This window comes from Stenotrophomonas sp. C9D9, assembly GCF_056491205.1.
Window position 1 is genome coordinate 243,774 of record NZ_JBSZIF010000003.1, and the last position, 13,687, is coordinate 257,460.

At 68.9% G+C, this 13,687-nt stretch carries 9 protein-coding genes; 6 read left to right on the plus strand and 3 right to left on the minus strand.

Annotated features, from left to right (window positions below; translation table 11 throughout):
- Nucleotides 1-2: 2 nt before the first annotated feature.
- Nucleotides 3-830: a kinase gene (locus ACXI0D_RS03085; RefSeq protein WP_101765929.1), complete on the plus strand. Its 828-nt coding sequence runs from the start codon at nucleotides 3-5 to the stop codon at nucleotides 828-830.
- A gap of 6 nt (nucleotides 831-836) precedes the next feature.
- Here the strand turns inward: ACXI0D_RS03085 and ACXI0D_RS03090 are convergent, their stop codons facing one another.
- A complete protein-coding gene (locus ACXI0D_RS03090; RefSeq protein ID WP_005410663.1) occupies nucleotides 837-1,040 on the minus strand; it encodes a dodecin family protein in 204 nt (67 codons plus the stop codon).
- A 98-nt stretch (nucleotides 1,041-1,138) separates the two neighbouring features.
- On the opposite strand from ACXI0D_RS03090, the gene ACXI0D_RS03095 reads away from it, so the two are divergent.
- From ACXI0D_RS03095 to mdtD, 5 genes are all read left to right on the plus strand, one after another.
- Nucleotides 1,139-1,681: a shikimate kinase gene (locus ACXI0D_RS03095; RefSeq protein WP_014648049.1), complete on the plus strand. Its 543-nt coding sequence runs from the start codon at nucleotides 1,139-1,141 to the stop codon at nucleotides 1,679-1,681.
- A complete protein-coding gene (gene aroB / locus ACXI0D_RS03100; RefSeq protein WP_479642289.1) occupies nucleotides 1,678-2,790 on the plus strand; it encodes a 3-dehydroquinate synthase in 1,113 nt (370 codons plus the stop codon). The genes ACXI0D_RS03095 and aroB overlap by 4 nt, the downstream gene beginning before the upstream one ends.
- 143 nt (nucleotides 2,791-2,933) lie before the next feature.
- Nucleotides 2,934-3,173, plus strand: a complete 240-nt coding sequence (locus ACXI0D_RS03105) for a WGR domain-containing protein (RefSeq protein WP_014038141.1) — start codon at nucleotides 2,934-2,936, stop codon at nucleotides 3,171-3,173.
- Nucleotides 3,174-3,198: 25 nt separating this feature from the next.
- The gene (gene hemE, locus ACXI0D_RS03110) at nucleotides 3,199-4,281 is read left to right on the plus strand and encodes a uroporphyrinogen decarboxylase (protein ID WP_479642290.1); all 1,083 of its coding nucleotides are present in this window, start codon (nucleotides 3,199-3,201) and stop codon (nucleotides 4,279-4,281) included.
- 92 nt (nucleotides 4,282-4,373) lie between these two features.
- Nucleotides 4,374-5,783, plus strand: a complete 1,410-nt coding sequence (gene mdtD / locus ACXI0D_RS03115) for a multidrug transporter subunit MdtD (RefSeq protein WP_101766438.1) — start codon at nucleotides 4,374-4,376, stop codon at nucleotides 5,781-5,783.
- A 616-nt stretch (nucleotides 5,784-6,399) separates the two neighbouring features.
- Here mdtD and ACXI0D_RS03120 read toward each other — a convergent pair.
- Together ACXI0D_RS03120 and ACXI0D_RS03125 are read right to left on the minus strand one after the other, a co-directional pair.
- Nucleotides 6,400-9,927 carry a hybrid sensor histidine kinase/response regulator gene (locus tag ACXI0D_RS03120; protein ID WP_119006635.1) on the minus strand — a complete coding sequence of 1,176 codons (3,528 nt, stop codon included), beginning with the start codon at nucleotides 9,925-9,927 and terminating at the stop codon, nucleotides 6,400-6,402.
- 96 nt (nucleotides 9,928-10,023) lie between these two features.
- The gene (locus ACXI0D_RS03125; protein ID WP_049443003.1) at nucleotides 10,024-13,566 is read right to left on the minus strand and encodes a sensor histidine kinase; all 3,543 of its coding nucleotides are present in this window, start codon (nucleotides 13,564-13,566) and stop codon (nucleotides 10,024-10,026) included.
- Between the last annotated feature and the right edge of the window lie 121 nt (nucleotides 13,567-13,687).

Here is a 13,687-nt window from a genome sequence, read left to right on the forward strand (position 1 = left end):
GCATGGCCGCTGCTGCGTATATGCCCCAGGTGAAAGGATTCCCCGAAACATTGGCCGAACAGGCGCTGGACGATGCACTGGCCAGCGGTGCAGCGGTTCCAGTATTGGCGATCAGCGGCCTGCAGGGGAGCGGCAAATCGACGCTGGCTGCGCAGGTGGTGGCGCGCGCCCAGGCACGCGGCCTGAACGCGGCCACGCTGTCGATCGATGACGTCTACCTGACCCGCGCACAGCGCCAGCGACTGGCGCGCCAGGTGCACCCGCTGTTGATCACCCGCGGCCCGCCGGGCACCCATGACCTCCCGCTGGCCCACGCCGTGCTGGACGCGGTGGCCGCACGCCAGCCTTTCGCGATGCCGCGCTTCGACAAGCTGGCCGATGAACGCCTGCCCGAAGCGCAATGGCCGCAGCTGCAACAACCGCTGGACCTGCTGGTATTCGAAGGCTGGTTCCTGGGCACGCCTGCGCAGGATGACGACGCGCTGGACAGCCCGCTGAACGCGCTGGAGCGCGAGGCCGACACCGATGGCCGCTGGCGTCGCTGGTGCAACCAGGCGCTGGCCCGCGACTACCCGGCACTGTGGCAGCGCTGCAACCGCCTGTGGTTCCTGCAGCCACCGGATTTCTCGGTGGTGCCACGCTGGCGCTGGCAGCAGGAGCAGAACCTGCAGGCCGCGCAGCCGGGCCGGCACGGCATGAGCCGGCCACAGCTGGAGCGTTTCGTGCAGTACTACGAGCGGGTCAGCCGGCAGGCGCTGCACGCCCTGCCCACCCTCGCCGACCATGTGGTGGTGCTGGACGGCCAGCGCCAGGTGCAGGACGTGCGCTGAGCGCGACTACTCCACCAGGAAGGTCACCCGCAGGTTGACCCGCCATTCGGTGATCTCGCCGCTGCCGTTGGTGACCACCTTGGTCTCGTTCACCCAGGCGCCCTGGATGCCCTTGACCGTCTCGGAGACCTTCTTCAGCCCGCTGCGCACGGCGTCTTCCACGCTCTTCGGCGAGGAGGCGGTGATTTCGATGACCTTGGCGACCGTCATGGCCTGTACTCCGGCTGGCGCGGGAGACCCCGCAGGAACGCCTACCCTGACGTGAAGAACGTAAAGGCCGGGGCACGGAGGTGTTAGCATCAGAGGGCATGAATCCTGCTCCGAACCTGATCCTGATCGGCCCGATGGGCGCCGGCAAAACCTGCATCGGCCGCCGCCTGGCCGAGCGTTTCACGCTGGATTTCGTCGATGTCGACCAGGCCATCGTCGATGCCGCCGGCGCCAGCATTCCGACCATCTTCGAGCACTCCGGCGAAGCCGGCTTCCGCAGCCATGAACGCCAGGCGCTTGCGCGGGTGCTGGAAGGCCGCGGCCAGCTGGTCTCCACCGGTGGTGGCGCCGTACTGGATCCGGACAACCGTGCACTGATCGCCCGGCGCGGCTTCGTGGTCTATCTGCGGGTGAGCGTGGCCGAACAGCTCGAGCGCCTGGCCCGCGACAAGGGCCGGCCGCTGCTGCAGCGTCCGGACCGCGAGCAGGTGCTGCACGATCTGGCCGCACACCGCGACCCGCTGTACCGCGAACTGGCCGACCTCACCCTCGACACCGACCCGTATACCGCTGCCGATGCGACCGCCCAGCTGGTGGTCAAGCTGGCCACGCAATGGCAGCGCCAGGACCTGACCGCATGACATCCCCCGCCCTGCTGCAGGTCGCCGTTGGCGGCGACCGCCCCTACTCCATCACCATCGGCGCCGGCGCCCAGGCCGACGGCAACGCGCTGGCCTCGCACGTGCGCGGCCGTCATGTGCTGCTGCTCAGCGACAGCGAAGTCGCCCCGCGCTATCTGGCATCGGTCAAACAGACGCTGCTGGCCGCACGCGCGGACCTGATCATCGGCGAGCACGTGCTGGCCGCCGGCGAGGCCTCCAAGACCCTGGCCGAGTTCGGCCGCGCGATCGAAGCGCTGGCCGCGCTCGGTGCCACCCGCGACGCCTGCGTGTTCGCCCTCGGCGGCGGCGTGGTCGGTGACCTTGCCGGTTTCGCTGCCGCCTGCTGGATGCGCGGCGTGGACTGCGTGCAGCTGCCGACCACCCTGCTGGCGATGGTCGATTCGTCGGTGGGCGGCAAGACCGCCGTCGACATCCCGGCCGGCAAGAACCTGGTCGGCGCCTTCCATCCGCCGCGTGCGGTCATCGCCGATACCCGCGTGCTGGCCACCCTGCCGCCTCGCGAGCTGCGCGCCGGCCTGGCCGAAGTGGTGAAGTACGGTGCATTGGGTGATGCGGTGTTCTTCGAGTGGCTGCAGCAGCATGCCGATGCGCTGCTGGCCGGCGAGGATGCGGTGCTGGCCGAGGCCATCGCGCGCAGCTGCCGGCACAAGGCCGCCATCGTCGAGCGCGACCCGTTCGAGAAGGGCGAGCGTGCCCTGCTCAACCTCGGCCACACCTTCGGCCACGCCATCGAGACTGAGCAGGGCTACTCGGCCCCAGGCCGCGATGCGCTGAACCATGGCGAGGCGGTGGCGGTGGGCATGGTGCTGGCGGCGAAGCTGTCCACCGACCTGGGCCTGGCCGACGATGCCGACCGCGCACGCTTGCAGGCCCTGCTGGAACGCCTCGGCCTGCCGGTGGCGATCCCGGCCGGGCTGGACCCGCAGGCCCTGCTCGGCCGCATGCGCCTGGACAAGAAGAACGTGGCCGGCCGCCTGCGCCTGGTGCTGTGGCGTGGCATGGGCCGTGCCGAAGTGGTACCGGACGTGGATGAGGCAGCGGTGCTGAAGGTGCTGTCGGCCCAGTAGTGCCGGCCGCTGGCCGGCAATCCTGCCGCGCAGCCTGGTAGTGCCGGCCGCTGGCCGGCTTCCCCGTTGATGACGTTGCTGGCCAGCGGCCGGCACCACCGCGTTGCGGCCGGGGTCACCCTGGCCCCGCTACAATCGGCGCCATGCACGTCTACCTGCAACATCCCGACGCCGGTGCGCAGGCACCGCGCTTCCTGCGCCTGAGCCTGCTGCCGGACCTGTTCGGCGGCTGGGAGCTGCTGCGCGAGAGCGGCCGCGTCGGCAGCCGCTCGCAGCTGCGGCGCGAGCTGTTCCTGCAGGCCGACGAAGCCCGCCACGCCTTCGAGAAGGCCCGCGATGCTGAACTGCATCGCGGCTTCCAGATCCTTTCGCACGGCGACTGACGCCGCTGCTCCTCCCGTCCAAGGAATGCCCACCGTGACCAGCCCTCTCCGCAACGATCGCCTGCTGCGCGCCCTGCGCCGCGAACCGGTGGACTGCACCCCCGTCTGGCTGATGCGCCAGGCCGGCCGCTACCTGCCGGAATACCGCGCGACCCGGGCCAAGGCCGGCAGTTTCCTGGCCATGGCCAAGACCCCGGAGATCGCCTGCGAAGTCACCCTGCAGCCGCTGCGCCGGCTCCCGCTGGACGCGGCCATCCTGTTCTCGGACATCCTCACCATTCCCGATGCGATGGGCCTGGAGCTGTACTTCGTCGAAGGCGAAGGCCCGAAGTTCCGCCATCCGGTGCGTGATGAAGCGGCCATCGCCAGGCTGGCGGTGCCGGACATGGAACAGGACCTGGGCTACGTGATGGATGCGGTACGCCTGATCCGCCGCGAGCTGGACGGCCAGGTGCCGCTGATCGGCTTCTCCGGCAGCCCGTGGACGCTGGCCTGCTACATGGTGGAAGGCGGCGGCAGCAAGGATTTCGCGCGCATCAAGGCGATGGCGCTGAACCATCCGCAGGCCCTGCACCGCCTGCTGGAAGTCACCACCGACGCGGTGATCGCCTACCTCGGCGCGCAGCGCGCGGCCGGCGCACAGGCGCTGCAGGTGTTCGACACCTGGGGCGGCGTGCTGTCGCCGGCGATGTACCGCGAGTTCTCGCTGCGTTACCTGCAGCGGATTGCGCAGGGCCTGGACCGTGGCGAGGGCAGCGAGCGCACCCCGCTGATCCTGTTCGGCAAGGGCACCGGCCTGCACCTGGAAGCGCTGTCGCAGACCGGCGCCGATGCACTGGGCCTGGACTGGACGCTGGACCTGGACGAAGCGATGCGCCGCACCGGTGGCCGCGTCGCCCTGCAGGGCAACCTCGACCCGACCACGCTGTACGCCTCACCGGATGCGATCGCCGCGGCCGCCGCGCGCGTGCTCGACACCTATGCGGCCGGCAACGGCGGTTCGCGCGAGGGCCATGTGTTCAACCTCGGCCATGGCATGTCGCCGGACATGGACCCTGCGCATGTACAGGTGCTGGTCGACGCGGTGCACGCGCACAGCCAACGCTGAGCATTCCGCATGCAGGTACGGCGCGACCTTGATCGCGCCGTGACCCGCATTGCGCGATCATGGCGGCCCCCACGCTGCACCGGCCGCACGCCATGCCTACATCGTCATCGACCTACAACCGCCACCGCCCCCTGCTGTGGCTGGTGTCCTTGGCGATTTTCATGCAGATGCTGGACTCGACCATCGTCAACACGGCGTTGCCGGCGATGGCGGCCAGCCTGGGCGAGAGCCCGCTGCAGATGCAATCGGTGGTGTTCAGCTATGCGCTGGCGGTCGCCACCTTCATTCCCGCCTCGGGCTGGATCGCCGACCGCTATGGCACCCGGCGCACCTTCCTGGTGGCGATCATCCTGTTCACCCTCGGCTCGCTGGCCTGCGCGCTGGCCCAGCACCTGCACCAGCTGGTCGGTGCACGCGTGCTGCAGGGCATCGGCGGTGCGATGCTGCTGCCGGTCGGTCGGCTGGCGGTGATGCGTTCGGTGCCGCGCGAGGATTTCCTGCGCGCGATGAGCTTCATCGCCATCCCCGCGCTGGTCGGTCCGCTGATCGGCCCGACACTCGGCGGCTGGCTGGTCGAGATCGCCTCATGGCACTGGGTGTTCCTGATCAACCTGCCGATCGGCGTGATCGGTTTCATCGCCGCGATGAAGATCATGCCCGACCATTACGCCAGCCATCGCACCCGCTTCGACCTGCGCGGCTACATCATGCTGGCCTTCGCGATGGTGGTGCTGTCGCTGGCACTGGACGGCATCTCCGGGCTCGGCACGCCACACGCACTGGTGATGCTGATGACCGTGGCCGGCCTGGCCGCGCTGGTGGGCTACTGGCTGCACGCCGCCAATTCGACTGCGCCGTTGTTCTCGCTGGCACTGTTCCGCGTGCCCAGCTACCGCATCGGTATTCTCGGCAACCTGTTCTCGCGCATCGGCAGCAGCGCCATGCCGATGCTGATCCCGCTGCTGCTGCAGGTCGGCCTCGGCCTGGGCCCGATGCATGCCGGCCTGATGATGGTGCCGGTGGCGGCGGCCGGCATGGTCTCCAAGCAGCTGGCGGTGAAGCTGGTCGAACGCTACGGTTACCGCCGCGTGCTGATGGTCAACACCGTGCTGGTCGGCCTGGCGATGGCCAGCTTCATCCTGATGACACCCGGCCAGCACCTGGCCTGGCGCCTGATGCAGCTGGCGTTCTTCGGTGCGGTCAATTCCCTGCAGTTCACCGTGATGAACACCGTGACCCTGCGCGATCTCGATCGCGAATTCGCCAGTTCCGGCAACAGCCTGCTGTCGATGGTGATGATGCTGGCCGCCGGTTTCGGCGCCGCAGCCGCCGGCAGCCTGCTGGCCGCGTTCGGCACCCACCTGGACAGCACCGACGCCACTGCGGCGTTGCATGCCACGTTCCTGTGCGTGGGTGCGATCACGCTGACCTCGACAATGATCTTCTGGCAGCTGCCCGACACCAAGCCGGAGCCACGGCAGGTCGAGCACGTCGCGGAGTGAGGGGTTCGGCAGGGCCTGCGGCCCTGCACCCGCAGAGGCCGAAGCCGAAGCCGAAGCAACAGCAACAGCAACAGCAACAGCAACAGCAACAGCGAGCATTCCGTGGGTTGGCGAGGCGGTGTCGCAGCGCGGGGACGCCGCAAGTACGTCCCTGTAGGCTTGGCAGCCGCATCCATGCGGCTGACACCCCGCACTGCGACACCGCCCCACCTCTGACAGATGGTCGCTGCTGTTGGTGGGTGTCGACCTTGGTCGACACATCTGTCAGATATCGAAATACATCTGGGGTCAGATCCGTTTTCCTTCGGAAAACGGATCTGACCCCGAGTGTCGTTCCGACAGATCGCGGAAAACTGTCGAAGGCGGGGTGGGTCCGGTTGCGGGAGTGTCCGCGGCATGGATGCCGCGGCCAAGCCCCCATGGGTGAGGGTGCTTTGCTTGCGAAGCACTGCTTCGCAAGCGCCCGAACGCACAGCCGCCAGCGGCTGGGCCGGACCGCGGAGCGGGGTTTACGGCGTCTCCCGCAACCGGATCCACCCCGCCATCCCACGGAATGCAGGCTTTTGACGTTGACGTTGATTCTGCAGGTGCAGGGCTGCAAGCCCTGCAATAATCCCTACCTTCCCATCACCCTGGCAATCGCTTCCACCAGCAGTTCGCCGGTCACCGGCTTGCGCAGGAAGCCGCCGATGCCGGCCGCTTCCACCTGCTGCTGAAGGTCCGGATCGGTGCGCGCGGTCACCGCCAGCAACGGCAGCATGTAGCCCTGGTTGCGCAGGTGCTGGGCCAGTTCGAAGCCGCTCAGGCCCGGCAGGTCCAGATCCAGCAGGCCGACGTCGAAATCGCCGGCACTGATCTCGCGCAGCGCCGCCAGCGCATGACCGGCATGCACCACCTCGTGGCCGCGTGCGCTCAGCAGCCCCCGCACCACATCGGCCACGGTGGCATCGTCCTCGACCAGCAGCACCCGCAGCGGTGGCATGTTCGCCGCTTCATCACGATGTCCCTCGGCGGACGCCTCGGCATCACTGTCCACCACCAGCGGCAACGGCAGGGTCACGCCAAAACAGGTGCCCCGGCCCAGCTGGCTCTCCACCTGGATCCGCCCCTGCATCGCATGTGCCAGCTCGCGGCAGATCGCCAGGCCTAGGCCGCTGCCACCGTATTGCGCTGCGGTACGTGCACCATCGGCCTGCTCGAAGCGGCGGAACAGGCGCTGCTGCTGTTCCTGGCTGATGCCGGGGCCGGTATCGCGCACTTCGAAATGCAGCGCGCGCAGCTCGCCATCGCAGCGCGCGTGCAACGTGATGGTGCCGCGGCTGGTGAATTTCACTGCGTTCGACAGCAGGTTGAGCAGGATCTGCCGCACGCGCATGGCATCACCGGTCGCCTGCAGGCCCGGCGGCAGCTGGTTGTCGAGGGTGAAGCGCAGGCCCTTCTGGGCGGCCAGCGGGCCCATCAGCGCCGCCAGATCCTGCAACAGGCCATTCAACGCAAACGACTGCGACTGCAGTTCCAGGCGCCCGGACTCGATCCGCGCCAGGTCCAGCGCATCGTTGACCAGGTGCAGCAGGTGTTCGCCAGCATGCCGGATCGACTGCGTGTAGCCGCGCTGCTGCGGGTCCAGTGGCGAGGCCAGCAGCAGCTCGCTCATGCCCAGCACGCCGGTCATCGGCGTACGGATCTCATGCCCAAGGTTGGCCAGGAAGCGGGTCTTGGCCGCCGAGGCCTGCTCGGCCAGTTCCTGCTTGTGCAGCGCCAGCTGGTAGGCGTGGCGCCGCTGCAGGCGGCGTCGGTACAACCAGGCGAACCAGCTGGTCAGCAGCAACCCGACCGACGCCAGCACCAGCAGGCCGGACAGGCTGCGCCACCATGGCGGTTGCACGCGGAATTCCAGGCTCTGCACCCGCGACCACACATGGTCGGCCGAGCGTGCCTGCACTTCCAGCCGGTAGCTGCCGGGCGCCAGGCGCGAGAACAGGCGCTCGCCCGCCGGACCCACTTCGACCCAATCCGGGTCGTAGCCGGCCAGGCGGTAACGGTAGGTATTGGACGCCGAGTCGGCGAAGGACAGCAATCGCGCGACGATGCGCAGGTCGCGGTCGCCATCGGCGATCTGCAACGGTGCATCGTGGGTCATGTCCAGCACCTGCTCATTGCGGCGCACTTCCACCCGCTCGATCACCAGTGGCGCGCGGCGTACTGAAGGCCGCACCTGCTCCGGGTCGAACACCACTGCGCCTGCCGCCGTTCCGGCCACCAGGTGGCCATCGGCGGCTGCGATCAAGGTGTGTTCGCGGAATTCCTGGCTGGGCAGGCCGTCGTGCACGCCGTACAGGCGCACGCTCTGCCCATCGGCACTGACACGTACCAGGCCGCGTGCGCTGGTCGCCCAGGCCACGCCCTGCGCATCCACCACCAGGCCAGAGGCGGAGATCGCCGGATAGCCCTGTTCGGCACCGACCACCGCCTGCCGTTCCAGGCGCCCCTGGCTCCAGCGGTAACGCGACAGGCGCCCGTCCTCGGACAACCAGACCTGGCCATCGCGGCCCACGTGCAGCGCATGGATGGCCGTTGCCGGCGCACCCGGCACCGGCTGGAAGCGCTCGCTTTCCGGCAGCCACTGCAGCAGGCCACGGCTGCTGGCCAGCCAGATATGGTCCTGTGGACCGCATTCCACATCGAGGTTGAGCTGGCCCTGCTGCAGGCCACGCTGGCCATTGTCCAGCTCGCGCCGCACGCGCCCGTCGAGGTCGCGCTGCTGCAGGCCTGCGGGCAGCATCAACCAGAGGCTGTCGCCGTCGCAGGTCATCATCGCTTCGATGACACCTTCCATCGCTGCATCGGCACCGGCGTCACGCCCCCAGCGACGCAGCTCGCGCCGTTGCGGGTCGTAGCGCACCAGCGCATCGGTCGAGCCGATCCAGACCTGGCCACGCCGGTCCTCGCGCACCGACGACAGCCAGTGCATGCCGTTGACCCAGGTACGGTGCTGCTCGATCCTGCCGGTTTTCGGATCGAAGCGATCCAGCGCGCCATGGCTGCCCACCGTCCAGACGCCGCCATTGCTGGATGGGCTGGTGCCCAGCACGAGCGCATTGCGCAGCGAGCTGGGGTCGTCCTCCAGGCGCGACAGCACCGAGAACTGCCACCAGCGTGGCAGCAGGTGCCACAGCCCGGCATTGGTGCTGGCCAACCAGATGCCACCTTCGCGGTCCTCGTAGGCACCGGTCCAGTTCGGCCGCACCGGACCGCGCGCGATCGCGCTGTACAGCGGCACGGTCTGGTACTGGCCATCGACCGCACGCCCCAGCCCAGTGCGCGTGTCCAGCCAGTGCCCGCCCTGCTCGTCGCGCAGCATCATGCCCAGCACCTGCTCGCCCGGCGGCAGCTTCCACGGAGGGGCTTCGAAGCGCCCATCCGGACGGCGCACGGTGGCCCCGGCCATCGTGCTGATCCACAGGCTGCCATCCGGTTCGGCGGTCAGCCCGTTGATCAGCAGGCTGGGGATGATGTCCGTACCGACACGCTCGAAGTCGGTCCCGGTCCAGCGCGCCACGCCATGCTTGGTGCCGATCCACAGGCTGCCATCGGCCAGCGTGGCCAGGTAGGGCACCGACGACGAGGGCAGGCTGCGCGGATTGTTCGGCTCGGGCAGGAAGCGCTGCAGGCGGTCCTGGCTGTCCAGGCGGTACAGGCCGCCCTCATGGGTACCGAACCAGATCGAGCCATCAGGCGTGCTGGCCAGGCTCCAGACCGTGTTGGTGCCCATCAACGGCTGGCTGCTGCGGTCGTAGAAGTGCAGCTGCCGGCGGTCGGCGGACATCCGCACCAGGCCGGCATTCTCGGTGCCTATCCACAGCTGGTTGCGGGCATCGACCAGCACCGTCCAGATGCGGTTGTCACGCAGCCCGTCCTCCGAGCGCCACACCCGGTAGGTGCGACCGTCATAGCGGGCCAGGCCATCGTTGGTGGCGATCCACAGGTAGCCGTACCGGTCCTCGGCCATGCGGTTGACGGTATTGGACGGCAGGCCATCGAACACCGTCACCTGCCGCGGGCTCGGAGGCACCGGCTGTGCCGCAGCGGGCAACGCGCAGCACAGGAGGACCAGCAGCAGCATCGCCGCCCGCAGATACACCACCGATTGCCTCCTCACGCTGGTCCTGATGATTCCCGCGCTGCGGGCGTCGGCATGGTAAACCGAAAGTCGCGCCGTTCACGCCCGGCGCCGGCACAGTCACGCAGTCGCTTGCCGTTTCGCACGCGCCTGGGCGATGGCCGCCACCAGCAGATCGCCGGTCACCGGCTTGCGCAGGAAGCCATCGAAGCCTGCGGCCAGCACCTGGGTTTCAGCGTAGGCATCGGAACGGGCAGTCACTGCCACCAGCGGCAGTTCATAGCCCATGGTGCGCAGCTGGCGGGCGATGGCCGTACCGTCCAGCGCGGGCAGATCGAGATCGAGCAGGCCGACGTCGAAACCATCGGTGGCGATCTCCGACAGCGCGCCCAGGCCATGCAGCACGTGGACCACCTCATGCCCGCGCACCCGCAGCAGGCCGGCGATGACCTCGGCCACCGTGGCATCGTCCTCGACCAGCAGGATGCGCAGCGGCGGCAGTTCCGGCAGGGCCGCGACCTCGCCCGCGGTGCTGGCGGCCTGGCGCGTCCAGGGCAACGGCAGGCGCACGCGGAACCGCGCGCCCTTGCCCGGCTGGCTGTCTACTTCGATGCACCCGCCCATCGCCATCGCCAGCTCCTGGCAGATCGCCAGCCCCAGCCCGCTGCCCCCGTAGCGCGACGCGGTGCGCGGGCCGTCGGCCTGTTCAAAACGATGGAACAGGCGCTGCTGCTGTTCGGCATTGATGCCCGGGCCACTGTCATGCACTTCGAAACACAGCCCGCCCTTTTCTTCCAGGCGCACGGCCAGGCCGACGTGGCCACGCTCGGTGAACTTGATCGCGTTGCCGAGCAGGTTCAGCAGGATCTGGCGCACGCGCATCTCGTCGCCGCTGACACTCACCGGCCCGGGCGGATCTTCGCCGCGCTGGAACTCCAGCTGGCGCTGCTGCGCCATCGGCTGCATCAGGCCCTGCACCTGGTCGAGCAGCTCCCCCAGATCGAACGGACGCAGGTCCAGCTCCAGCCGCCCGGCTTCGATGCGGGCCAGGTCCAGCGCATCGTTGACCAGCCGCAGCAGATGACTACCGGCCTGCTGGATCGACCCCGCGTAGCCGCGCTGCACCGGATCCAGCGGGGTCGCCAGCAGCAGCTCGCTCATGCCCAGCACGCCAGTCATCGGCGTGCGCACTTCGTGGCCCAGCGTGGCCAGGAAACGGCTCTTGGCCTGCGAGGCCTGTTCGGCCAGCTGCTGCTTGTGCACCGTCAGCTGCCATTGCTGGCGACGGCGCAGCCGCGCGCGGACCGACCAGACCAGGACCACCAGCAGCAGCGACCCCAGCAGGATGTAGCCGAAGATCGCCATGCCGCTGCGCCACCACGGCGGCAGCACCTTCACCTGCAACTGCTGCGAAGGTGTCCACGCGCCCCGGGCGGTCGCTGCCTGCACCTCGATGACGTAGCTGCCGGTCGGCAGCCGCGACAGGGTGCGCTGGCCATCGCCGCCCTGCTCCACCCAGTCCTGGTCGTAGCCCTGCACGCGGAAGCGGTAGCGGTTGCCCTGCGGGCTGGCATAGGACAGCAGCCGCGCATCGATCTGCAGATCGCGGTCATCCGGTCCCAGCAACAGGGTGCCGGTGAGCGGCAACGGTTGCCAGCCGCGCGCGTCGTCGCGGCGTACCCGCACTTCGGCGATCACCAGCGATGACGACGGCAGCACGGTGTCGTCGGCATTCACATCGAAGGCAACCAACCCGGTCTGGGTGACGGCCAGCACGCGGCCATCGGCATTCACTGCTGGTGGCCGGCCGGTGAACTCCGCATCGGACAGTCCATCGCGCTCGTTGAACTGCTGCAGGCGCCGCGTTTTAGGGTCCCAACGCAGCAGGCCGCGCGGCGTGGTGGCCCACAGCTGGCCATTGTCGGCCAGCGCCAGCCCCCCCATGGTGACCGGCGGCACGCCTGCACTGCCGTCGATGCGCTGGATCAGGCGCAGGCTCATGCCATCCCACTGGTAGCGCTCGAAGGCGCCTTGGCGCGCCAGCCACAACTGCTGCGGATCGATCCACACCAGGTCGTAGATGGGCCCGCGCGAAACACCCGGCACTGCCTCGAAGCGTCCAGCCTGCTCGCGCCAGATGCCCATGTCGCCCATCACCCAGGGCCGGCCATGGGCGTCGAAGCGGATCTGCTCGATCGGCGCATCGGCGGTCCCGCGGAAATGCTCCAGCGGATAGCTGTGCAGCAGCCGGCCCTCTGCATTGCGCTGCTGCAGGTCCAGGCCCATCACCGACACCCACACCGTGCCGTCGGGCGCCTGCCGCATCAGGTCGATGCGCTGGCGCAGATCGGCACTGCCATCGATCCGCAGATCGCGCAGCGCGCCGGTGGCCGGATCGTAGACGGTGATGCGACCGCCGCGCCCCAGCCACAGGCGACCATCCGGGCGCGGCAGCACCGACCACACCACGCCGTTGCCCAGCTGCCGGTCGCTGGCCAGCAGGCGCAGGGTGCCCTGCGCATCCAGCTGATAGACCCCTCGCGCCGAGCCGACGTAGTAGTTCTTGCCGTCGCTGGCCGCGCTCAACAGGTACTGGCTGTCCAGCGGCTTGCCGTCGAGCTGGTTCCAGATCGAGAAGCGCCGCCAGTCCGGTGGCAGATAGGCCAGGCCCTGGGTCAGCAGCGCCACCCACAATCCGCCCTCGTGGTCCTGCAGCAGATCGAGCACACCGCTGTGCGCGGTCAGGAAGCCGCTGCCGCGGTCGCCCTCCAGCCGGCGCAGCGCCGCCGCATCCCCCCGCAACAAACCATCGGAGGTGCCGGCCCAGTAGCCCCCCTGGCGATCGGCCAGGACCAGGGCCGAGCGCAGCTGGGCGCTGTCGGCCCATCGCGGACGACTGACCCGGTCCTGCCCGTCGATGCGGTACAGGCCATCGTTCTGGCTGCCCACCCAGATCGAACCCTCCGCATCACGGCTCAACCGGAGCACGCTCAGCGTGCCCAGTTCCCGCGCGGCCACCGGCTCGAACCCGCTGCCGTTCCAACGCGCCACGCCGGCTTCGGTGCCCACCCACAGGCGGCCCCGCGTATCGACCAGGCTGGTGAAGATGCTGTTGCTGGGCAGGCCCCCCGGCTGCGCTGGATCATGGGTGTAGAGGCGCACGCTGCCGTCTTCGCCAAGCCGGCAGACGCCATGGTTGTTGGTCCCGATCCACAAGGCATCGTCGACATAGGCCAGTGCCCAGAACTGCCCCTGGCAGGTGGAATTGACCGTGTCGAAGGTCCGGAAGCGCTCGCGGTCGGCATCCAGGCGGGCCACGCCCTTGCCGTTGATGCCCACCCAGACCCGGTCCAGCGGATCGATCAGCAGGGTCTCGATCTCGTTGCCAGGCAGCGAGCCCGGCTGTTCCGGATCGTGCTCCCAGACTCGCAGGCTGTTGCCGTCATAACGGGCGAGCCCACCATCGGTGGCGGCCCAGATGTGGCCCTGGCGGTCCTCGGCCAGCGCCACCACCATGCGCGACGGCAAGCCTTCGGCGGCACCGAAGCGGCGCAGGCGCGGTGTTTCTGCCATGTCCAGGGTCGCAGCCGCCGTGGCCATCGCCATCAGCAGCAGTCCCATACCTGCGATGCCACGGCACCACCGGCGCCAGCCGCTCGTCATCCTGAACCCCCTGTCCTGGGCCGATTGTCACACAGGGCCGGGTTCATGGCTGCAACAGGCTGTTTCCAGCGGTGGCACCACCACGAACTGTTGCAGCCATGCACGCAACGTTGGCAGGGGG

Excerpts from the sequence above, each read along its gene's own strand:
- mdtD (WP_101766438.1), top strand. The coding sequence starts at position 4,374 with ATGCCTACATCGTCATCGACCTACAACCGCCACCGCCCCCTGCTGTGG.
- ACXI0D_RS03085 (WP_101765929.1), top strand. The coding sequence starts at position 3 with ATGGCCGCTGCTGCGTATATGCCCCAGGTGAAAGGATTCCCCGAAACA.
- hemE (WP_479642290.1), top strand. The coding sequence starts at position 3,199 with ATGCCCACCGTGACCAGCCCTCTCCGCAACGATCGCCTGCTGCGCGCC.
- ACXI0D_RS03105 (WP_014038141.1), top strand. The coding sequence starts at position 2,934 with ATGCACGTCTACCTGCAACATCCCGACGCCGGTGCGCAGGCACCGCGC.
- ACXI0D_RS03090 (WP_005410663.1), bottom strand. The coding sequence starts at position 1,040 with ATGACGGTCGCCAAGGTCATCGAAATCACCGCCTCCTCGCCGAAGAGC.
- aroB (WP_479642289.1), top strand. The coding sequence starts at position 1,678 with ATGACATCCCCCGCCCTGCTGCAGGTCGCCGTTGGCGGCGACCGCCCC.
- ACXI0D_RS03125 (WP_049443003.1), bottom strand. The coding sequence starts at position 13,566 with ATGACGAGCGGCTGGCGCCGGTGGTGCCGTGGCATCGCAGGTATGGGA.
- ACXI0D_RS03095 (WP_014648049.1), top strand. The coding sequence starts at position 1,139 with ATGAATCCTGCTCCGAACCTGATCCTGATCGGCCCGATGGGCGCCGGC.